The organism is Pseudobutyrivibrio ruminis DSM 9787 (assembly GCF_900218035.1).
GTDB lineage: Bacteria > Bacillota > Clostridia > Lachnospirales > Lachnospiraceae > Pseudobutyrivibrio > Pseudobutyrivibrio ruminis.
The window spans coordinates 207,981-229,057 of the sequence record NZ_OBMR01000007.1 but is presented as its reverse complement, the minus strand read 5'-3'; the positions used below and the strand labels follow the sequence as shown (position 1 = coordinate 229,057).

20 protein-coding genes are annotated in these 21,077 nt (G+C 40.6%); 13 read left to right on the top strand and 7 right to left on the bottom strand.

The genetic code is table 11. From position 1 onward, the window contains the following. The first annotated feature begins 19 nt into the window (after positions 1-19). The gene (locus CRN97_RS08605; RefSeq protein WP_097076582.1) at positions 20-1,678 is read left to right on the top strand and encodes a glycoside hydrolase family 25 protein; all 1,659 of its coding nucleotides are present in this window, start codon (positions 20-22) and stop codon (positions 1,676-1,678) included. 144 nt (positions 1,679-1,822) lie between these two features. Here the strand turns inward: CRN97_RS08605 and CRN97_RS08600 are convergent, their stop codons facing one another. Next, on the bottom strand, positions 1,823-2,260 hold the full coding sequence (locus CRN97_RS08600) for an aspartate carbamoyltransferase regulatory subunit (RefSeq protein WP_044938390.1): 438 nt from the start codon (positions 2,258-2,260) through the stop codon (positions 1,823-1,825). Positions 2,261-2,269: 9 nt separating this feature from the next. Beyond that, positions 2,270-3,184 carry an aspartate carbamoyltransferase gene (gene pyrB / locus CRN97_RS08595; RefSeq protein ID WP_044938387.1) on the bottom strand — a complete coding sequence of 305 codons (915 nt, stop codon included), beginning with the start codon at positions 3,182-3,184 and terminating at the stop codon, positions 2,270-2,272. A gap of 99 nt (positions 3,185-3,283) precedes the next feature. Here pyrB and priA point away from each other — a divergent pair, with 99 nt between their 5' ends. The 5 genes from priA (at position 3,284) to CRN97_RS08570 (ending at position 10,706) form a co-directional block, all read left to right on the top strand. Beyond that, positions 3,284-5,515: a replication restart helicase PriA gene (priA, locus tag CRN97_RS08590; RefSeq protein ID WP_097076581.1), complete on the top strand. Its 2,232-nt coding sequence runs from the start codon at positions 3,284-3,286 to the stop codon at positions 5,513-5,515. Positions 5,516-5,538: 23 nt separating this feature from the next. Next, positions 5,539-6,030, top strand: coding sequence for a peptide deformylase (def, locus tag CRN97_RS08585; RefSeq protein WP_044938381.1), 492 nt, complete (start codon positions 5,539-5,541; stop codon positions 6,028-6,030). Between the two features lie 139 nt (positions 6,031-6,169). Then, positions 6,170-8,161, top strand: a complete 1,992-nt coding sequence (locus tag CRN97_RS08580) for an oxidoreductase (protein ID WP_097076580.1) — start codon at positions 6,170-6,172, stop codon at positions 8,159-8,161. 107 nt (positions 8,162-8,268) lie between these two features. Next, on the top strand, positions 8,269-9,123 hold the full coding sequence (locus tag CRN97_RS08575; RefSeq protein ID WP_179670718.1) for a LysR family transcriptional regulator: 855 nt from the start codon (positions 8,269-8,271) through the stop codon (positions 9,121-9,123). Positions 9,124-9,137: 14 nt separating this feature from the next. Beyond that, positions 9,138-10,706 carry a GH25 family lysozyme gene (locus CRN97_RS08570; RefSeq protein WP_097076578.1) on the top strand — a complete coding sequence of 523 codons (1,569 nt, stop codon included), beginning with the start codon at positions 9,138-9,140 and terminating at the stop codon, positions 10,704-10,706. A gap of 28 nt (positions 10,707-10,734) precedes the next feature. Here the strand turns inward: CRN97_RS08570 and CRN97_RS08565 are convergent, their stop codons facing one another. The 5 genes from CRN97_RS08565 to CRN97_RS08545 all read right to left on the bottom strand — a co-directional run bounded on the left by CRN97_RS08565 (position 10,735) and on the right by CRN97_RS08545 (position 15,616). Beyond that, positions 10,735-11,376, bottom strand: coding sequence for a response regulator (locus tag CRN97_RS08565; RefSeq protein WP_097076577.1), 642 nt, complete (start codon positions 11,374-11,376; stop codon positions 10,735-10,737). Between the two features lie 3 nt (positions 11,377-11,379). Next, positions 11,380-12,276, bottom strand: a complete 897-nt coding sequence (locus tag CRN97_RS08560; protein ID WP_179670717.1) for a sensor histidine kinase — start codon at positions 12,274-12,276, stop codon at positions 11,380-11,382. 103 nt (positions 12,277-12,379) lie between these two features. Beyond that, positions 12,380-13,543 carry an ABC transporter permease gene (locus tag CRN97_RS08555; protein WP_074792173.1) on the bottom strand — a complete coding sequence of 388 codons (1,164 nt, stop codon included), beginning with the start codon at positions 13,541-13,543 and terminating at the stop codon, positions 12,380-12,382. Beyond that, positions 13,530-14,675, bottom strand: a complete 1,146-nt coding sequence (locus tag CRN97_RS08550) for an ABC transporter permease (protein ID WP_097076575.1) — start codon at positions 14,673-14,675, stop codon at positions 13,530-13,532. Before CRN97_RS08550 ends, CRN97_RS08555 begins: the two co-directional genes overlap by 14 nt. Beyond that, a complete protein-coding gene (locus CRN97_RS08545; protein WP_097076574.1) occupies positions 14,675-15,616 on the bottom strand; it encodes an ABC transporter ATP-binding protein in 942 nt (313 codons plus the stop codon). Before CRN97_RS08545 ends, CRN97_RS08550 begins: the two co-directional genes overlap by 1 nt. 190 nt (positions 15,617-15,806) lie before the next feature. Between CRN97_RS08545 and CRN97_RS08540 the strand changes: the two genes are divergently transcribed. From CRN97_RS08540 to CRN97_RS08510, 7 genes are all read left to right on the top strand, one after another. After that, a complete protein-coding gene (locus CRN97_RS08540) occupies positions 15,807-16,436 on the top strand; it encodes an alpha/beta hydrolase (RefSeq protein WP_097076573.1) in 630 nt (209 codons plus the stop codon). 302 nt (positions 16,437-16,738) lie between these two features. Next, entirely contained in the window at positions 16,739-17,401 is a 663-nt protein-coding gene (locus CRN97_RS08535) for a sugar O-acetyltransferase (RefSeq protein WP_097076572.1), read from the top strand. A 107-nt stretch (positions 17,402-17,508) separates the two neighbouring features. Beyond that, positions 17,509-18,300, top strand: a complete 792-nt coding sequence (locus CRN97_RS08530) for an aminoglycoside N(3)-acetyltransferase (protein ID WP_242962042.1) — start codon at positions 17,509-17,511, stop codon at positions 18,298-18,300. 102 nt (positions 18,301-18,402) lie between these two features. After that, positions 18,403-19,302 carry a carbohydrate ABC transporter permease gene (locus tag CRN97_RS08525; RefSeq protein WP_097076570.1) on the top strand — a complete coding sequence of 300 codons (900 nt, stop codon included), beginning with the start codon at positions 18,403-18,405 and terminating at the stop codon, positions 19,300-19,302. After that, positions 19,299-20,129, top strand: coding sequence for a carbohydrate ABC transporter permease (locus CRN97_RS08520; protein WP_097076569.1), 831 nt, complete (start codon positions 19,299-19,301; stop codon positions 20,127-20,129). The genes CRN97_RS08525 and CRN97_RS08520 overlap by 4 nt, the downstream gene beginning before the upstream one ends. Beyond that, positions 20,129-20,569: a LytTR family DNA-binding domain-containing protein gene (locus CRN97_RS08515; RefSeq protein WP_090394622.1), complete on the top strand. Its 441-nt coding sequence runs from the start codon at positions 20,129-20,131 to the stop codon at positions 20,567-20,569. Before CRN97_RS08520 ends, CRN97_RS08515 begins: the two co-directional genes overlap by 1 nt. An 11-nt stretch (positions 20,570-20,580) precedes the next feature. Beyond that, entirely contained in the window at positions 20,581-20,994 is a 414-nt protein-coding gene (locus CRN97_RS08510; RefSeq protein WP_074791933.1) for a hypothetical protein, read from the top strand. The last annotated feature ends 83 nt before the right edge of the window (positions 20,995-21,077 follow it).

The window sequence follows — 21,077 nt, the reverse complement described above, 5'->3', positions numbered from 1 at the left end:
TATTTAGGAGGTCAGTGAAGTGAGAAAATTTAAAGCTTCAAAAGTATTTAAGTCACTTGCAGCATTGATGCTTGCTGTAGTGATGACTGTATCCACACCAATCACTGCAAATGCAGCTGGTGCACAGGGTATCGATGTTTCAAAGTATCAGGGGGCAATTAACTGGGCTGCAGTTGCTCAGTCAGGAGTTACATATACATTCATTAAGGTAGGAAGCACAAAGAGTGGTGTTGATCCTTATTTCGCAGCTAATGTAGCAGGAGCACAGGCTGTAGGTATTCGTACAGGTGTATATATTTATTCATATGCAACAACAGTTGAGGCTGCTATCCAGGAAGCAAATCTTGTTCTTCAGTGGATTGAGCCATACAACATTAACTTCCCAGTAGCATTCGATTTCGAGGATGGAATCCAGAAGGGTATCGATGCTAATACATGTACAGCAATGGCAAATGCATTTTGTAGTGTAATCGCTCAGGCTGGTTACACACCAATGCTTTACACATACACAAACTTCTACAAAGCACACTTTACATCAGCACTTGCTTATGACAAGTGGATTGCTCAGTACTCAGATCACAATGATATCGCTGGATGGGCTATCTGGCAGTATTCTTCAAGTGGAGCAGTTGCAGGTATCAGCGGTCGTGTAGATATGAACGTAGCACAGAAGGACTACACAGCTTTCATCCCAGCAGTAGGTCTTCTTGATTTAGGTGCAGGAAATGTTTACTTCTTCAACAACTACCGTAAGCAGTTTGGTTGGGTAGATGTTGCAGGTATCAAGTATCACACAGACGAGGCAACAGGTATTGTTACAACAGGATGGTATGTTGATCCAGCAGGCACAGGTACATATTATTTCACACCAGGAACAGCTAATGCTGCTATTGGTCTTACAACAATTGACAAAGCAATTTATTACTTCAACGAGGCTTCACAGCTTCAGACAGGTTGGTTAGAGCTTGGTGGAAGCACATTCTTCTTTGATCCACTTGCAAACGGTGCGCTCTACACAGGATGGTGGACAGATCCTACAGTTGGTACACGTTACTTAGACACAACAGACGGACACATGCTTGTTGGTCTTGCTGTAATCGGTAAGGATATGTACTACTTTAACGAGCAGGGCTTACAGCAGGTAGGCTGGGTAACAGTTAATGGTCTTACATACATGTTCAATCCTAACGACAACGGAAAGATGTACAAGGGATGGTGGACAGATGCAACAGGCACATACTACTGCGATCCTTCAGATGCTCACAGAGTATCAGGTCTTGTAGCAGTTGATGGTTCTATGTACTACTTCAACGAAGCAGGACAGATGCAGGTAGGTCTCATCACTATCGGTGGTGCAACATACTACTTCGGTGCAGACGGAAAGATGCTTACAGGATTACAGACAATCGGAACATCAGCTTACTACTTTGGAGCTGACGGAAAGATGGCAACAGGTCTTGTAAATGCAGCTGATGGTAGTGTTTACTATGCAGGTTCAGATGGAAAGCTTATCGCTGGTCAGACAGTAAAGATCGGTGGAAGTGATTACCTCTTCGGACTTGATGGAAAGCTTGTAATCAATCAGACAATCCAGATTGGAACAACTTTGTATCAGACAGATGCAAGTGGTGTAGTAGTAGCTTCAGCTCCAGCTGCAGCTGCCGCACCTACTAAATAATTAATATAGGTTAGAAAAAGAGTAAGAAGACCCCTAGTAGACATCAAGCTCTGATAGTTCTAAAGCGAAACATGTTGTTGAGCGTAGAACTTATCAGGCTTGTAGTTGTAACTAGGGGTCTTCGTATTATTTATATTATTTTGGTTATTTAAGACCTACGTATTTCTCTTCGCAGTATTTGCAGCGATAGATTTCACGTTCCTCATCAGTGAGGATGAAGATTTGGTCTAGCTCTTGCTCTACGGTGCTGATGCAACGTGGGTTCTTGCAAGAGATTACATTTTTTATTTCGTGAGGTAGCGTTAGCTGTCTCTTTTCTACAATAACGTCATCTTTAATAATGTTGCAGGTGATATTGTGATCAATGAATCCAAGAATGTCTAAATCGACACGTTCGATTGGACATTCTATTTTTATAATGTCCTTGCGGCCCATTTTGTTGGACTTAGCATTCATAATCATGGCGATAGTGCAATCGCTGCCAAGGTTATCCAAATGAAGGTCGCGGTAAATTGTCATGGATTCGCCGGCCTTGATATGATCAAGCACGAATCCCTGGTGAATTCCACTTATATTTAGCATATTATCCTCCTATACTAATTCCAAAAGAGTAAGTATTAAAGCCATTCGGATGAATACTCCGTATTTAGCTTGAGTGAAATACATAGCTCGTGGATCATCGTCAACGTCTACAGAGATTTCATTAACTCGTGGAAGTGGATGAAGAACCATCATATTTTCTTTTGCAAGTTTCATCTTCTCTGGAGTAAGGATGAAGAAATCCTTCAAGCGGATGTAGTCTTCTTCGTTGAAGAAACGTTCCTTCTGTACACGTGTCATGTAGAGAATATCCAGCTCTCCCATAACATCGTCTAAAGAATCAACTTCTTTGTACTCATATCCATTTTTTTCTAAAACATCTTCGCGAATATACTCAGGAACTTTGAGTTCTTCAGGTGAAATTAGTACGAATTTGATTCCAGGATAACGTACTAACGCATTGATAAGAGAATGAACAGTACGGCCAAATTTTAAATCACCGCAAAGTCCGATAGTAAGATCTTTGATTTCTCCACGTAAAGAGCGGATAGTAAATAAATCTGTAAGTGTTTGTGTGGGATGCTGATGACCGCCGTCTCCTGCGTTAATAACTGGAATAAGTGATCGCTGAGAAGCAACGAGTGGAGCGCCTTCTTTAGGATGACGCATAGCGCAGATATCTGCGTAAGAAGAAATGACGCGAATGGTGTCGGAAACACTTTCGCCTTTGGCTGCTGAAGAAGAATCAGCTGAAGAGAAACCAAGGACTGAACCACCAAGATTAAGCATGGCAGCCTCAAAAGATAGTCGTGTACGTGTGCTTGGTTCGTAGAAACATGTAGCAAGCTTTTTGCCGTGGCATTTCTCGGAATACGAGTCTGGATGATTTTTAATATCCTCCGCCAGGTCCATTAGCTGCTCTAGTTCCTCTCTAGAAAAATCTAGAGGGCTCATTAGATGACGCATTGGAAATCCTCCCTATTTAAATTAATTTCCTGATAACTAAATCGTCTAATTATATCACACTCGTTTCAAAAATAAACTAGTTATGCTAAAATTGTTTTCATGAAATATGCGGATATAATTATTGATATCTCTCACGAGAGATTGGATAAGACATTTGAATATATAGTGCCTACAGAGCTTGAAAATCAAGTAACTGAGGGTGTTCAGGTAGTAATTCCATTTGGACAGGGCAATCGCGCCATCACAGGATATGTGGTGGGATTGCACAACAAGCCGGGGTTTGATGTTACAAAGCTGAAGCCTATTGCAAGAGTGCTAAAAGATAGCATTGCCATAGAGTCTCAGCTTATTTCTTTGGCTGCATTTCTTAAAAAGAATTATGGTTCTACTATGAATCAGGCGTTAAAGACAGTTATTCCTATTAAGAAAAAGGAAAACGAAAAGCTAAAGAAAGAAATCAGCCTGAATATTTCACTTGAACAGGCCCAGATTGAGTTGACACAGATTCTTACTAAAAAGAATCATGCAGTGGGAAAAGAACGCCTTTTGAGAGAGCTTCTTGAGGTGGATGTTCTTGACTGGGAGCTTGCTACAAAAAAGCTTCAGATTCCATCGTCAAATATCAGGGATTTAGAATCTAAGGGAATTGTTAAGGTTGAGTCCGTTAGAACATTCAGAAACCCTCATATCAACAAGGACGCAAATCAAAAGCACATCGTTTTAAATGAGGAGCAGGAAGCCGCTGCAGAAACAATCAAGGCAGATATAGATACAGGCCGCAGAAAGACATACCTTATCCATGGTGTTACAGGCTCAGGCAAAACAGAAGTATACATGGATGTTATGGAGCATGTGATTTCCATGGGACAGCAGGTAATTGTCCTTATTCCGGAAATAGCCCTTACATACCAGACTGTTATGCGTTTCTACACCAGGTTTGGTGATAAAGTAAGTATTTTGAATAGTAGGATGTCTCCTGGAGAGCGTTTCGATCAGTTCGAGAGAGCTAAATCAGGGGAAATCAGCATTATGGTAGGACCTCGTTCTGCGCTATTCACACCATTTGCTAATCTTGGATTGATTATAATTGACGAGGAGCATGAGCCAAGCTACAAATCCGAAGTTATCCCTAGATATCACGCTAGAGAAACCGCAGTGTACCGTGCAAAGCTTGCTGGCGCTACTGTAATCCTTGGCTCGGCTACCCCTAGTCTTGAGGCATACAGTCGCACACAGACTGGAGAATATCAGCTTATTACTCTTCATTCCAGAGCGATGGGGCAGGATATGGCCTCTTGCGAGATAGTGGACCTTAGGGCGGAGCTTCAGTCTGGCAATCGTTCTATGCTTAGTCGCAGATTGCAGGAGCTGATGGCAGATAGATTGAACAAGCATCAGCAGATTATGCTGTTTCTAAATAGACGTGGGCTTATGGGCTTTGTTTCTTGTAGGGCCTGCGGCCATGTGTTAAAATGTCCACATTGCGATGTTGCCCTTCATTTACATGCTGGTGGCAAGATGAAATGTCACTATTGCGGTTACACAACAGTGGCAGCAAAGACTTGTCCAAGCTGCGGCAGCAAATATATCGGCAGTTTCAAGGCTGGTACTCAGCGCCTGGAAGAAATAGTAAAGGAACTATTTCCAACAGCCAGGGTACTTCGAATGGATGCCGACACCACAAAAGGCAAGGATGGTCACGAGGAAATCCTTTCAGCATTTGCAGCACATGAGGCAGATGTTTTGATTGGTACACAGATGATTGTCAAAGGTCACGATTTTGCAAACGTCACTTTAGTTGGTATAATAGCAGCAGATATATCACTAAACGAAAGCGATTATCATAGTGGGGAGCGTACATTCCAGCTGCTGACTCAGGCAGTAGGACGAGCTGGCAGAGGCTCGGAGCCAGGCATAGCTGTTATACAGACATATCAGCCGGATAACTATTCAGTAGTTGCCTCTGCAAACCAGGATTATGACAGCTTCTATAGTCAGGAGTATGCATACAGACGCTTGCTTTCATACCCACCATGCTCACATATTTTGGGCATACAAATTAGCTGCGACAAGCAGCAGGATGCTATTAAACAAGCAGATATTATAGCAGATATCATCAGACAGGCGGATTCAAACATCATTATCATGGGTCCGGAGGATGCCTATATAGGCAAGCTAAAGGACGTTTACCGTAGGGTAATCTACGTAAAGGCCGACGAATATGATAGGCTTGTTAATGTAAAAGATACTATCGAGGCATTCTTATTGCAGCAAAAGCAATACAGAAATACCTCTACATGGTTTGATTTTGATCCGATATCTACAATATAACAGGATTTTAGAAAGGAATTATTATGGCACTTTTAGAGATTAGAGAATATGGTAAAGACGATGTTTTACTTAAGAAATGTAAGCCAGTAAAGGAGCTTACACCACGTCTTAAGACACTTATCGAGGACATGCTTGATACAATGTATGATGCAGACGGTGTAGGTCTTGCTGCACCACAGGTTGGCGTTCTTCGTCGCATTTGCGTTATCGATATAGGTGAGGGCCCAGTTGTTCTTATCAACCCAGAGGTTCTTGAAACATCTGGCGAGCAGACTGGCAGCGAGGGATGCCTTTCAGTACCAGGAAAGACTGGTATCGTAACTCGTCCAAATTATGCAAAAGTAAAGGCATTAAACGAAGATATGGAAGAGATTATCGTGGAAGGTGAGGAGCTTATGGCAAGAGCACTTCTTCATGAAATAGATCACTTAGACGGTAATATCTACGTAGATAAGGTAGAGGGAGAGCTCTACAATGTAGAAGATTTCCTTGAGGAAATTGAAGACGAAAATTAATAGTATCCTTTTTGATAAAGGCCATCAACTGTATGTTGATGGCCTTTGTTACATTTAATGGTTAAAATATAGACATAGATGATAAAAATTTAACAATGTGCCGGCGAATTAATTGTTAAATGTAAAAGGAGGAAATAAATTGAAGTATCAAGGACTTTTCGAGCCTATTAAAATTGGCAAGCTCGAAATTAAGAACCGTTACGCAATGGCTCCAATGGGACCACTTGGTCTTGGAGATTGCGAAGGTGGATGGAATGACAGAGGTATTGATTACTACACAAGACGTGCACAGGGTGGCATCGGTCTTATCATTACAGGTGTAACTTTCTCTGATACAGAGGTAGAGAAGCCTTCATTCCCTAACACACCAAACTCAACATACAACCCAGTTCAGTTTGTAAGAACTAGCCGTGAGATGACAGAGCGTGTACATGCTTATGGCTCAAAGATTTTCTTACAGATGTCAGGTGGATTCGGACGTGTTACTATCCCTACAAACTTAGGTGAGTTCCCACCTGTTTCTGCATCAGCAGTACCTCACAGATGGTTAGACAAAACATGTCGTCCACTTACTGTAGAGGAGATTCATGGTATTGTAGAAAGCTTTGGTAAAGGTGCATACAATGCAAAACGTGCAGGTTTCGATGGTGTTGAAATCCATGCTGTTCACGAAGGATACCTTATTGATCAGTTTGCTATTTCATTCTTCAACCAGAGAAATGATGAGTACGGCGGAAGCTTAGAGAACAGACTTCGTTTTGCTAAGGAAATCCGTGAGGAAATCGCAAAGACTTGTGGATGGGATTTCCCAGTTGCAATGAGATTCTCACTTAAGTCTATGATTAAAGACTTCAGAGAAGGTGCTCTTCCAGGCGAGAAATTCGAAGAGAAGGGACGTGACATCGAGGAAGGTATAGAGGCTGCAAAGCTTCTTGAGAAGTATGGTTATGATGCCCTTGATGTAGATGCAGGAACATACGATGCATGGTGGTGGAATCACCCACCAATGTATATGGAGAAGGCTCCTTACAAGGAATTTGCAAAGATTACAAAGGAGCATGTAAACATCCCTGTTATTATGGCAGGCCGTGTTGACAATCCAGATACAGCACTTGATTGCTTAAACAATGATATCTGCGACATGATTTCACTTGGTCGTCCAACACTTGCAGATCCAGATATCGTAAACAAGATTCGTACAAACAAGCTTAGCCAGATTCGTCCATGTATAAGCTGTCAGGAAGGCTGTATGGGACGTATCCAGACATACTCACTTATCAACTGTGCTGTTAACCCACAGGCTGGTAAGGAAAGACTTAACACATACAACCCAATCGTAAAGAAGAAGAGAGTTCTTGTTGTAGGTGGTGGTGTAGCAGGTTGCGAGGCTGCACGTGTACTTGCAGAAAGAGGACATGAGCCAGTTCTTTACGAGGCAGCAGGACGCCTTGGTGGAAACCTTATCCCAGGTGGTGCTCCAGCATTCAAGGAGGACGATATCGCCCTTGCTAAGTGGTATGAGGATGAAATGACACGTCTTGGTGTGGAGGTTCACCTTAACACAAAGGCTACAGAGAAGGAAATTCTCGATAAGAGCTTTGATGCAGTTATCATGGCTACAGGTTCTCGTCCAAAGATGTTCTCACTTGGTGATGATGAGAAGGTTTACTCAGCAGAGCAGGTACTTCTTGGACAGAAGGAAGCTGGCAACAATGTTATCGTTGTTGGTGGTGGACTTGTAGGTTGCGAGCTTGCACTTGATCTTGCTCAGAAGGGCAAGAAGGTAACAATCGTTGAGGCGCTTGATAAGCTTATGGCAGTGAACGGACCACTTTGTTCAGCAAACAAAGAAATGCTTGAAAAGCTTATTCCTTTCAATGGCATCGATGTTGTTACAGGAGCTCGTGTTACTGGATTCAACAATGGCGTACTTACAGCTACTGTTGGAGAAGAGACAAAGGAACTTAATGCTGATAGCGTAGTTCTTTGTGTTGGTTATGCTAGCGAGAACACTCTTTACAACCAGTACAAGAACGAGCTTGACGAAGTTTATCTCCTTGGTGATGCTAGACAGGTTTCAAATATCATGTATGGTATTTGGGATGCCTTTGAAGTAGCAAACCACATTTAATATAAATTAGTTTAATAACCACTTTTTTCGTATAATTTTTTACTCCCCCGTGAATGGCCTTGATGGACATATTGTCTATCAAGGTCATTTATTCTATAATTAATTTTATGAATACAAGAAATTTTAAATGTTTTCAAGCTGTATATGAGGAAAGAAATCTACAGGCGGCAGCCAACAAACTGTTTCTGTCACCACAGGGCCTTAGTAAAATTATCAAGGGCATTGAGGATGAATTTGGAACTAGTTTGTTCATTAGATCAAAGGAAGGTTTCATTCCAACCGAAAGTGGAAGATTATTCTACGAAAAATCCAAAACAATTAGCCGAGAATTAAACGATTTGTTTTCATCAATCGAGGCGTTAAATGAAAAGGAAAAACGCTTCAAGGTGGGCTTTGCAGCAGGAACAATTAGAGCAATCGACGTTCCTAGTGTTGCATCTTTTATGACGGATAATCCTGAGATTCTCGCTAGCTGGTATGAGTATGAAAATGAAAATGTAATTCAGCAGGTGGTAAATGATGAAATAAGCTTTGGATTTGTAGTAGGAAAGCAATCTTTACCGGGCGTAGTCTGCGAACACGTAAAAGCAATTGATTTGGTGGTCTATGTCTATAAAGGACATAGATTTTGGAATGAAAGTCAAATTGAGCTAAAAGATCTGAGGGATGAGAAAATCATTTCAATGAATGAAAAATATCGTGTATATCATGATATTGTGAATGCATGCCATCTCAATGGTTTTGCACCAAATATTGTTGCCAAGGTAGATGAAGGAGAGTCGCTGTATCTATTATCAAAGAATAGAGCTGGCCTTGGAATCTCTCCAAAGTTCTTCCCAGAAACAGATGAAATTAAACCACTAGTCATTAAGGACTCATACACCTGGAATGTGTATGGAATCTATAGAGAAGACTCTGCGGACAAAGATTTAGCCAAGAAGTTTTTAGCGGCTATTAAATAATTGGGAGAATAAAAATGAATAACGGACATCGTGGAAGTAGCAGACGTCGCAGAAGATTGAGACGTAGAAGACAGTTGATGATGGCTGCTTGCTGTCTAGGACTTGTAGTATTGGTATTGGGTACAGTTCTCATCGTCAAAAAGGTAAAAGGTACGGACGATGAGCCTGTTGAGGTTGCGGCAGAAGTAGATGTTGCAAATGAGGAGCCTGAGGATGGAACTACGGTTGAAGTGGTAGAGCCTGAGGAGACAGAAGAGACAACAGATGAGACTGATGCAGAAGACCCAGGGGCTTCAACTCAGTCAGAGCAGGGAGCTTCGGTAAATGTGGAGGATATTGTTAATGCCAGCAATGTTGAAGAAAACAGCACCACCACATACGGAATCGACGTATCAAAATTCCAGGGCACTATCGATTGGGCACAGGTTGCCAGCTCAGGGATTAATTTTGCAATGATTCGTGTGGGCTATAGAGACTCTACAACAGGAGAGATTAAGCCAGATACAAATGCAAAATACAACATGCAGGAAGCAGAGAAAAATGGTATAAAAATCGGAGCCTATTTCTTCTCAACTGCAGTTACAAAGGATGAAGCCATAGAAGAGGCCGATTGGGTTGCAAGCTATGTAGCTCAGTATCCTATCACATATCCAGTAGGATACAACTGTGAGGGCTTTGAAAATAGCACTAGCCGCCAGTACAATCTTACAAAGGATGACAGAAGCAATATTGCTATAGCGTTTCTTGGAGAAGTTTATAACAAAGGATATACTCCAATCTTTTATGCTTCTAAGAATGAAATGGCATCAGATGCAAAATGGAACACATCCACAATTGGTGCCAAGTACAAAATCTGGATGGCTTGGTACAATCAGGATTCTTCAAATTTGGCCGCAGGTCCATCGGCAGGATTCAAATATGATATGTGGCAGTACACCAATCAGGGAACAATCCCTGGTATTACTAAAAAGGTGGATGTGGATGTAGCATACTTTGGGTACAACGGCACAGAAACTGCCAAGGATACTTCAGAAAGAGCAACAGCATCAGCAGATGTTGAGGCATTGATGAAGTTTACAGAAGTCAATGAGACTGTTACCGCAAAGAGCAAGACAAACCTTCGTGATAAGCCTAGCCAGGGCGCGGATAGCAAGGTAATGGTTACCCTTGAAAATGGCCAGACAGCCACAAGAACTGGCACAAGCACAAGCGGTTGGTCTAGAGTTGTTTATAACGGCGCCACATACTACGCTGTATCAAGTTATTTGACCACAGATTTAAGTGCACCTGCACAATCTGCAGCGCCAGCTGAGCAAGCTCCGGCAGCAGAGGAAGCACCAGCTCAGGCACCTGGTTTTAAAACTAAATTTACAGATGTCAATGAAACAGTTACTGCAAAGGAAGTTGTAAACCTTCGCTCAAAGCCAAGCGTTACAGATGCTGATTCTCAGGTAGTAGCTACACTTAGCGCAGGCCAGACAGCCATTCGAACAGGTATCAACAACGAATACGGTTGGTCTAGGGTGGAATACAATGGACAAGTACTTTACTGCGTAAGCAGTTATATAAAGGTTGTGGAATAAGAAAAAGCTGGCATTGCTGCCAGCTTTTTTATTCATGCTTCAAATAGAATATTGCAAGTTGAGTACGATCTCTCAGATTTAGCTTTTCTAGGATGGTGGATAGGTAGTTTCTGACTGTGCCTTCTGAAAGGAAAAGCTTCTGGGAGATTTCTTTGTTTGAAAAGCCTTCAGCTACAAGCTGAATTACTTCGAATTCTTTTTCAGAAATATCGTATTTGCGATAATCGAAGCTTTCATCATCAGTGTTGGTCTGATTCATGAGAGTAGGAAGTTTGTCGATAACAGCGCCTCCAAATACGCTTTGACCGTTGATTGCAGCGTGAAGTGCAGCAGGAAGAGATTTGTAGTCCTGTTTAAGTAAGTAGCCTTTTACCCCAAGTTTCAACGCTTTTACGATATATTCATCATCTGAGAATGTAGTTAGGAAGAGTATAGTGGCATCACGATGATTTGTAAGAATCTCTTCGGCAGCTTCCAATCCATTCATATCGGCCATACGGATGTCCATAAGAAGTAAATCAGGATTGAGCTCATCATAGAGAGCTACAGCCTCGCGACCGCTACCGCCTTTTCCAACTATTTCAAAATCAGCCTCAGCAGAGATAATCATCTCTAGCGACATTGTGATAAGTTCATCATCGTCTACAAGTAAAATTCTTTTCTTTTCCATAATCTATCCTCGCTTGTTGTCAAAAGGTAATCTGGCAAATACTGTAAAGCCATCGTTTAAATAGAAATAAGCTTCTCCGCCTAGGGAGCTTGCTCTGTTTTTTATGTTGGTAAGTCCGATTCCATCGTAGCCTTCGGTGGAAATTCGGGTTTTCTGCTCTGGAGTCAGGGTTCCATTGTCGGTAATGGAAATAGTGCAGAAGCTGTTGTTTTGATGAAGTATGACAGCTACTGAATCGCCATTGGAATGCTTAAGGATGTTTGTAACAGATTCCTTGAGAATACCAATGATTGACAGCTTAACTTCTGTTGGAAGTGCTTCGTCTAAATCTAATTCTGTATTTACGGTAAAGCTTTTTAGTTCTCCAAGAATTTCATCTATATTTTTCTTTAAGTCGATTGAATCGTCATGTAAATCATGTACGGAGCTTCGCATCTTTTCCATAGACTCATCCAGGGTGTCCGAAAGCATCTTTAACTGAGGAGCGATATTTTCATCTTTATTTACTGTGACAATGGCTCCAAGCAGTAGGATTCCACGGGAAAGCAGATGTCCTACATTATCGTGGATTTCTCTGGCAATGCGGTTTCTCTCTGCGAGAGTAGCAAGATGTACCTGTTGATCTTGCTCCATTAGCAGGGCTTTGTTTTTGCTTTTTAGCATTTCTTCAAGCTCGATACTGTCATCCCTAGTGCGGTGCAAATCATGCTGATAGAAAGTCATTTTGTTGAAAAGCAGGAGAGACATGATGGTGAAGCCTGCCAGAATTAGAATCAGTGCAAGCTGTATTAAAAGACTGTCAGCACCGATGCCCACTAGATAGCCAGCAGTTAAAAGAAATGGAATAGCTGTAAGGATTGAATATATGATCTTCGTATTTACGATAACGCTAATCTCCATTAATAAAAAAACACAAACAGACATTACCACCGAAATAGTGGTAATGCCATTTGTGTTTATTATCAATGTTAAACCAATGGCTCCTAGAAGCCTAATGATTATATCATACAGCATATTGCTCCTTTTTCTTAGAGATGATTAGGCCGGCTGCAAAGAAGAGTCCAGCGAAAAGCAACTCTATAAGCAAGTATTCAAAGAATGTTTTTCCTAAAATTTTATCTATAGGAGTGTCATTAATGAGTCTTATTGTAGCAGTGTACCAATAAAGTGGCAGGAAGTGCGCAAACTTTACAATGGCTGGTGATAAAAACTGTAGGTCGATAAACACACCACAGAAGAAACTCATTGAAAGTACAAACATGTTGGTAACCATGTTGATAATGTTTTCATTGGTTGTGATGGCGCTAATCATGTATGCCATGCCTATTCCAACTAGCATTAATGCAAATACGTCTATGCAGTAGAATGGAAGCTTTTCATTTGTGTATGAAATACCCATAATGGCAACAAACAATACTACTGCAGCTGTGATAACGAAGCCTAAGCAGAACACAGCGCCAATTGTTGCAGCGTTTCGTGTTTTAAAATGCATTCCACTAACGCTTATACGATTTTTTACGTCTTTATCCTTTGTAAAGCCCAGTACTGAGCTAATTGAAATACAAAGAATCATAAGTAACGTATATCCGTTAAATGTAAACATTCCAGTATAGAATGAGCGGTGATTTTCATCAGAGGTATCCATGACAGTGGCCTTTGTATCAGAAAGCTTGATCATGTTTTCTTTGGTCAGGGCAATTGCCTCTTCCTCTGAATAACCACTATTTAAATATACCATAACATCCTGCATATAGGTACGTATTTTCTCGGTTAATAAAAACTGTGGAGCTGTAGCGCCAGGCGCAACGAATTCAAGTAAATCTTCCGTCTCTCCAGCCTTTGCGCGCTCTGAGAAATCCTCTGGAATAATCAGTGCGTAGTCGTAGATAAGGAATCGAACATTATCATTCATTTCAACCAAAGATGTGGTCTGTGGGTCAACTACATTCTGAGTTTCCTTAAGGTAATCTACCAATCCCTGGCTTAATGCAGAATTATCATTATCTGTAATGGCAACCTTTACTACAGAGTCTTCAAACATAGTGTCTTTTGTGGTGGCAGTGGCCTTTGCAGAAATGTTTCCAAATAATGCGAAGACTGAGAAATATACGATTATAGTAACAAGGCAAGCCTTGGTTGATTTTAGTATTGCATTAAAGACTGACATATTTTCTCCTCCTTAGGAATATGGATGCAACGATGATACAACCTGCAATCATAAGGCACATGATTGTGATATCCTGATGGAATTCAGCTGTGGCACCGTAGGTTGAGCGAACGTACATAGCGTTTGTAAGTAGTGCAGCAGGATTGATTTTGTTGATGATAGGGCAGTTATACTGAATGATTTGTTTGATTTGTCCCCACATCAATCCACTGAAAAATGAACATGTCATTGTGAAAAACAGTGGTACTGTTACAAGTAATCGTGGATTTCTAATAACAGAGCCCATTAGAGTTCCTGTTGAAATACCAAGAGCACTGCCGATAGTGCAAAGAAGAATCATAGTTCCCATTGGCACGCCTAGGTTGATGCCTAAAATATATTGAATATAAATCACAACTATAATATTCGAAACAATCTGTAAAAGAACTCCTGCAAGTAGGCCTGCTGTAATGCTCATAAATTTTGGTGTTGGTGCGCATTCAACACGCTTGCCTTGTTCAGACATATTTGCACATATTCCTTCTAACATGTTAGTACTTATCCAAGAGCTAAAAAGAGAAGTCATGGCAAGTAATGCGTAGAAGTACTGGATATATTGACTAGTGTTATTTCCAAAGTTGTGTTCGCTGATGAAGCTGTTTTCGGAAGTGATTGCATCAATGGCATCAGCCACCTTTTCAGGATGATCCTTGGCAATTTGAGTTATAACATCAGTGTAATTATCGTATTCACGAACTATCTCGTTCATGATTGTGGAATCATAGCCATTTGAAACAATGATTGTTTCAATACCATCTTCTGACTCTAAGTAGAAGCCCTTGATATCTCCATTATTCATTGCTTTTATAGCATCTTTCTTTGAAGAGTATGTGTGAAGATTAAGCACTGTGGTGCCTTCATCATTTTCTTCAGATAGTTCCTCGAGAACCTGATCAAAGCCAGCTGACTCATCAAGTTCATTTACATATCCAACCTCCAAAGTCTGGAAGGTATCAGGATCTTCCTTTATAAGATTTCCAAATCCTAAAAAGAATGCTGTGGCAAGGACCAGAGGGAAAATAAAGTTCCAACCTACCAACCAGTATTTTCTGGAAAGCTCCTTGATTTTATAAATAAAGATTCTAATAAACATTAGTCTCTAAGCTCCTTTCCTGTAATCTCCAAGAACACATCGTTAAGAGTAGGAAGTTCGGTAGTTACGCGGCCAAATGGAACATTGTTGTCTGTAAGGTAGCTGAGCACGTGAACGAGATTGTGCTCACCGCCGTCGCATTTGATTACCACGTCATCACCATCTTCCTTAACCTTGTACACGTGGTTGATTTCCATGAGCCCTGCAAGAATCTCAGGTGATTTGTCAGGCAATCCAATGCGGATTTTTTCACGGCTGATAAGAGAAGACTTAAGCTCGTTTGTAGTTCCATTGGCAATGTTTTTACCGTGATCCATGATGACAACTCTTGAACAAAGTTCCTCAACCTCTTCCATATAATGTGAGGTGTAGATGATTGTTGCACCGGCCTTGTTCATCTTTTTGATTCCCTCGAGAATTGCATTTCTACTTTGTGGATCAACAGCAACTGTTGGCTCATCAAAGATGACTAGCTTTGGCTTGTGAGCAATTCCGCAGGCGATGTTAAGTCTTCGAAGAAGTCCGCCTGAAAGCTTTTTAGGTTTTTGCTTTTTGAATTCTGTAAGGCCTGTAAACTCAAGTGCTTCTTCAACATACTGTTTTCTTGTTGCCTTATCCTTTATATATAGCCCGCAGAAGAAATCTACGTTTTCATATACGTTCAAGGTATCGATAACTGCCACATTCTGCATTACCACACCAATCTGTGATTTGATATCGTATGCATCTGGACTCATTTCCTTGCCCCAGATTTTGATATCCCCTTTATCAAAAGTAAGAAGAGAAAGGAGACAGTTGATTGTGGTTGTCTTTCCTGAACCGTTTGGACCAAGTAGTCCAAGGATTTCCCCTTCTTCAATGTTTAGTGAGAAGTGATCTACAGCTACATTCTCACCATATCGCTTTACTAAATTGTCGATTGACACTACTGTGTTACCCATTTCATTTCTCCTTTTTTATTTGTGTTACAGCCGTCGGCCGTGTGTTTCTTTTGTTGTTCTGAGATTATAATACCGAAACTTTTGTCACATCTGTAGTGAACTGCGTCATAAAGGCACATGACAATTGTCATGTTGTTGAAGTGAGTGGGATATGCTATATTCAACGTAATGTTAAGTAGGTGGGGGATATATGATGTATGATAAAGCTTTAGTATATATACATGGAAAAGGGGGAACAGCTGACTCTGCTAAGGAGTTTAAATCATTATTTCCGGAATATGATATATATGGTTTTGACTATAAATCGGAAAATCCATGGGAAGCGGAGATAGAGTTTAAACAGTATTTTACTGACTTAGCCAAGAAATATTCAATTATTACCGTTATTGCTACAAGTCTAGGTGCTTACTTTTTAATGATATCAGGTGTTCAAGCACATATTCATAGAGCATATTTTGTTTCTCCAATTGTAAACATGGAAAGATTAATTCAAGACATGATGAAACGTGGACATGTGTCCAATGAGGAGTTGGAGAATAAAAAGATAATTCAATTATCTACATATGAAACTTTATCATGGGAATATTATACTTGGGTAAAACAACATCCAATTGTTTGGAGAGTACCTACTTTTATTTTATATGGTGAAAATGATAACTTCCAAACAATAGATACAATTAATAGGTTTGCTGAATCGGTAGGTGCAAAAGTGACAGTCATGCTTAATGGGGAGCATTGGTTTCATACACCTGAGCAGAATGAATTTAGAAGAAATTGGCTTAAAAAATTAATTGAAGAAGATAAAAATGGCAATAATTAATGATGTGGGGAGAGGTTTACCACTAGCGACTGTAAACTAGACCACTGCTAGTGGTAAGAAAAAGATATTATTACCACTAGCGATTACAAAGCAAGCCTGCGCTAGAGGTAAAAAAAGATAGCTTTACCACTAGCGATAGAGATTTCAAGGAATGCTAGTGGTAAGGAAATGAAAGATTACCACTAGCAAATGTAAATCCGGGGGATGCTAGAGGTAAAACTCAAAAAATGTACCTCTAGCAGGCAGGAATACAGCCAATGCTAGTGGTAAAAGTCTAATATTTAAGCATATAGGGGGTTACAATGAACAACATAGAAAGAAGAGACAAGGAACTAGTATATATATCAGATGATGAAGTATTTGAAGAGCAAAAGATAGCAAGACGCCTTACACAGGAACTTAACACTGTAGATAGGGCTGAATTTGATGCTATCAAGAAGATAGTTAATAAGCTTCTAGGAAAATCTGATAATGATACGTTTATTAATCCGCCGTTTTATTGCGATTACGGAAGTCATATAGAAGTTGGTAAGAATTTCTTCGCAAACTACAATTGCACCATGTTGGATGTTGGAAGAATCAGAATAGGCGATAATGTGCAGATAGCTCCAAATGTATCTATATATACTGCGGGGCATCCAGTTCATCCTGCTACAAGAAACACTTTGTATGAATATGGAATAGATGTAACCATAGGTAACAATGTGTGGATAGGAGGCAATGTGGTGATATGTCCTGGAGTAACAATAGGGGATAACACTGTGATTGGTGCTGGTTCTGTAGTTACTAAAGACGTTCCTGCTTGGTCCATTGCAGCAGGCAACCCATGCCGTGTGATAAGAAAGATAACAGAAGATGACCGCAACAAATATTTTGCTGGCAGGGAGATAGACGAAGAAGCATGGCAGGAAATTCAGCGAATTCAGAGTGAAGAGAAGGATGAACAGAAGTATCCGATGGCATAAACTATATCATTCTATAGTAGAGATATTCTATGAAATATGGCAATGTGCTTTAGATTTAGACTAATTTTTTAATACGTAAGAATATTATATAAACGGCAAGGGGGGACATGATGGGGAAACCAATTACAAAGGAAGAAATTGTAAATGCACTGTATTCTGTTGGTTTGGCGAAAGGCCATACTGTGATGGTTCATACAGCATTGTCTAAAATGGGTTATGTCTGTGGTGGGGCGCAGGCCGTTATTGAGGCATTGATTGAAGTGGTTGGAGAAGACGGTACGATCATGATGCCTGCACAATCCTGGAAGAATCTTGATCCTGAGGATGGAGTCCATTGGACCGTTCCGGAAGAATACTGGCAGATTATCCGCGATAACTGGCCGGCTTATGATAAGAGAATTACGCCAACAAATACCATGGGAGCTGTAGCTGAAGCGTTCCGTCAATGGCCGGGAACCCTGCGAAGCAATCATCCGGCAAGATCCGTTGCGGCATGGGGCAAACACGCAGAATATCTTGTTAATGATCATGACCTTTCCAATATTTTTGGAGAAGGCTCACCAATAGGAAAACTGTATGAACTGGATGGGAAAGTTTTGCTTATCGGTGTTGATTATGATAAGAACACGTCTTTGCATCTTGCAGATGTCCGCGCTGATTATCCCGGCAAGCATAATTGCATAGAGCATAGTGCAATCGTGGAAAGCGGTAAGCGCGTCTGGAAAGAGTACGAGACGCTTTTTGTTGATGGTGAGGATTTTGACCGGATAGGAGAAGCCTTTGAACAGAGCAATGCTGTTAACAAAGCCATGATTGGAAATGCTGAACTACGCTTAATGGATCAAAAAATACTTGTGGATTTTGCTGTTGACTGGATTCAGAAATATAGAAGAGGATGAACATTACACTGCATTTCACCCCACATAATATGCATTTCACCGTCCATTTGTTGAAGAGGAATTAGTTCTTCCCTACACTGATATGTGTAGGGGGAACTTTAAATGAAAAAGAGCAAATGGGGGATTCTTTTTATATCTCCATATATCATCGTTTATCTATTATTCACGGCTTTGCCGATCGTTATTTCCTTGTATAAATCTTTATTTGTAAATTATTGGAAGGGACTAGTGGAAGTGGGCCCGTTCTTTTGTGGTCTCGAAAATTATGTGACGTTGCTTACTGACAAGAGCATATACACTTACCTTGGTAATACGGCCATCATGTGGATTCTTGGATTTGTGCCACAGTTAGTTTTATCGATTACGCTGGCGGCATGGTTTTCGGATCATAGATTGGGTCTAATGGGAATCCAGTTTTTCAAGACAGTTATATATTTTCCAAATCTGATTATCGCCGCGTCATTCGCATCTTTGTTTTTCTCTTTTTTTGCAGACTGCGGTCCTGTAAATGCACTGCTGATGGAGCTGGGAATCATTGATGAGCCATTTCAATTTTTCTCAAATACCTGGTCCACAAGAGCCTTGGTGGCATTCATGAATTGCACCATGTGGTTTGGTAATACCACTTTGCTTTTGTTGGCGGGAATGTTGGGGATTGATAAGTCTCTAAAGGAAGCAGCTGAAGTGGATGGAGCCAGCACCTGGCAGGTATTTACAAGGATCACGCTGCCACTTATTCGACCAATCCTTTTGTATGTGATAATTACATCTCTTATAGGTGGAATCCAGATGTTTGATGTTCCACAGATTCTCACCAAGGGAACGGGAGATCCAAATCGTTCCACCATGACTGTGCTGATGTATATGAACAAGCACATGTTTAGCAAGAATTATGGTGTGTCAGGAGCGTTGTCCTTTATATTGTTTATGGTGACAGCGGTGCTTTCTATCATCGTCTTTAGCCTTAACTCTAAGACAGAAGAAGGGAGGGGCGTAAGATGAGTAGACGTGTGCAAAGAATCTTCGCATATACGATATTGATCATCGTATCTTTCCTGTGCCTGTTTTGGTTTTATGCCTTATTTATAAACGCCACCAGATCTAACAGCGAGCTATCAAGTGGATTTTCACTGATACCTGGAACGGCCCTTGTGAAAAACTGGAATAGCATGAGACACTGCGCCTTGCCTGTAATGAATAGCATGAAAAACAGCATGGTGATAGCGCTTTCTTCGTCACTACTCTGCAGCTACTTTTCCATTATGACAGCCTATGGAATTCATGCATATTGCTTCAAGGGCAGGAAGCTTTTTTATACCATTATGATTGGTTTTATGATGATTCCAAGACAGGTGACGGCCCTTGGATTTATAAGCTTGGTGGATGATATGCATCTGATGGATACATTTATTCCGCTGATTATACCGGAAATAGCATCTCCAATCGTTTTCTACTATATGATAAAATACATGGAGAGTACGCTTCCAATGTCACTAGTGGAAGCGGCAAGGATTGATGGTGCTTCAGAGATTTTTGTTTTCAATAAAATCGTGTTGCCATTGATGAGACCGGCATTTGCGGTGCAGATGATTTTCAAATTTGTGGAATCTTGGAATAATTATTTTATTCCGGCACTGATTTTACATGAGGATAATAAGAAAACAATGCCAATTGTAATATCGCTTTTACGAAGTGCAAACTTTGCAAATTACGATAACGGTCTGATTTACATGGTAATTGCCTTTTCAATCCTGCCATCTATCATAATCTATCTATTTTTGTCGCGTCTGATAATCAGCGGCATAACAAGCGGGGGAATAAAAGGTTGATGAACATCAATATCCACATCATTGAAGACTCCATGGAGGAGATACTGGATATCTTCTGTCATGAGGCCAATAAGGAGAGGCTGCAGGAGATTGCAAAGGAGCTAGTGGAGGGCAATCAGAAAATCACTTGTAAGAAAGATGATAAGACATATCAGATTCGTCTGGATGAGGTCTTTTATATAGAGACAGTTGATGAGAGATTGTTCATTTATTGTGAGGATGATGTTTATGAAAACAGGATGCGTCTTTATGAAGCAGAGCAGCTGTGCAGCGGCGCTGATTTTTTCAAGGCATCAAAGTCTATGCTAATCAACATTAAAAAGATTGAAAACATGAAGCCATCTCTTTCAGGGCGATTTGAGATTACCATGATAAATAAGGAGAAGCTGATTGTTTCCCGAAAATACGTAGCTGATTTAAAGGAAAAGATGGGATTATAGGAGTATGACAGATGAAACAAGAGATATTAAATGTTCTTAGAAGATTTATAAATGTGTGCGCTGGCATGCTGTTTATTATGGTGATTTTAGGGCCAGTGCTTGGAATTGTGGATGGTATAAATAATGTGCAGTTTGCAGTGTTGATAATCTGTGCAGCTGCAGCGGCATTTTCTAGTTTGGTGTTTATATCAAAGCAGGAGTTGCACGGGGCAGCTTGGTGGTGCAGAGAGATTATCTGCATACTGATAAATATGGCCATTACATTGCCGTTGACTTTCTACGCAGGCTTGTGGAAAAGCCTGGTGGGAATGCTTGTGGTGATGTTGATAATACTTGTCATCGCCTTCGGAAATCATTTCGTTGAATTCTTATATGATATGAAAACAGCGAACTTGATTAATAGCAAAATCAAGGAGATGAGGTAGTAGTACAAAGGGTAGAGAAATAAATAGAAATGTGGTAAGATACATAGGATTTAGACTAAATTTTAAATACGCAAGAATATTTA

Excerpts from the sequence above, each read along its gene's own strand:
- CRN97_RS08600 (WP_044938390.1), bottom strand. The coding sequence starts at position 2,260 with ATGCTAAATATAAGTGGAATTCACCAGGGATTCGTGCTTGATCATATC.
- pyrB (WP_044938387.1), bottom strand. The coding sequence starts at position 3,184 with ATGCGTCATCTAATGAGCCCTCTAGATTTTTCTAGAGAGGAACTAGAG.
- priA (WP_097076581.1), top strand. The coding sequence starts at position 3,284 with ATGAAATATGCGGATATAATTATTGATATCTCTCACGAGAGATTGGAT.
- def (WP_044938381.1), top strand. The coding sequence starts at position 5,539 with ATGGCACTTTTAGAGATTAGAGAATATGGTAAAGACGATGTTTTACTT.
- CRN97_RS08575 (WP_179670718.1), top strand. The coding sequence starts at position 8,269 with ATGAATACAAGAAATTTTAAATGTTTTCAAGCTGTATATGAGGAAAGA.
- CRN97_RS08570 (WP_097076578.1), top strand. The coding sequence starts at position 9,138 with ATGAATAACGGACATCGTGGAAGTAGCAGACGTCGCAGAAGATTGAGA.
- CRN97_RS08565 (WP_097076577.1), bottom strand. The coding sequence starts at position 11,376 with ATGGAAAAGAAAAGAATTTTACTTGTAGACGATGATGAACTTATCACA.
- CRN97_RS08560 (WP_179670717.1), bottom strand. The coding sequence starts at position 12,276 with ATGGAGATTAGCGTTATCGTAAATACGAAGATCATATATTCAATCCTT.
- CRN97_RS08555 (WP_074792173.1), bottom strand. The coding sequence starts at position 13,543 with ATGTCAGTCTTTAATGCAATACTAAAATCAACCAAGGCTTGCCTTGTT.
- CRN97_RS08550 (WP_097076575.1), bottom strand. The coding sequence starts at position 14,675 with ATGTTTATTAGAATCTTTATTTATAAAATCAAGGAGCTTTCCAGAAAA.
- CRN97_RS08545 (WP_097076574.1), bottom strand. The coding sequence starts at position 15,616 with ATGGGTAACACAGTAGTGTCAATCGACAATTTAGTAAAGCGATATGGT.
- CRN97_RS08540 (WP_097076573.1), top strand. The coding sequence starts at position 15,807 with ATGATGTATGATAAAGCTTTAGTATATATACATGGAAAAGGGGGAACA.
- CRN97_RS08535 (WP_097076572.1), top strand. The coding sequence starts at position 16,739 with ATGAACAACATAGAAAGAAGAGACAAGGAACTAGTATATATATCAGAT.
- CRN97_RS08530 (WP_242962042.1), top strand. The coding sequence starts at position 17,509 with ATGATGGGGAAACCAATTACAAAGGAAGAAATTGTAAATGCACTGTAT.
- CRN97_RS08525 (WP_097076570.1), top strand. The coding sequence starts at position 18,403 with ATGAAAAAGAGCAAATGGGGGATTCTTTTTATATCTCCATATATCATC.
- CRN97_RS08520 (WP_097076569.1), top strand. The coding sequence starts at position 19,299 with ATGAGTAGACGTGTGCAAAGAATCTTCGCATATACGATATTGATCATC.
- CRN97_RS08515 (WP_090394622.1), top strand. The coding sequence starts at position 20,129 with ATGAACATCAATATCCACATCATTGAAGACTCCATGGAGGAGATACTG.
- CRN97_RS08510 (WP_074791933.1), top strand. The coding sequence starts at position 20,581 with ATGAAACAAGAGATATTAAATGTTCTTAGAAGATTTATAAATGTGTGC.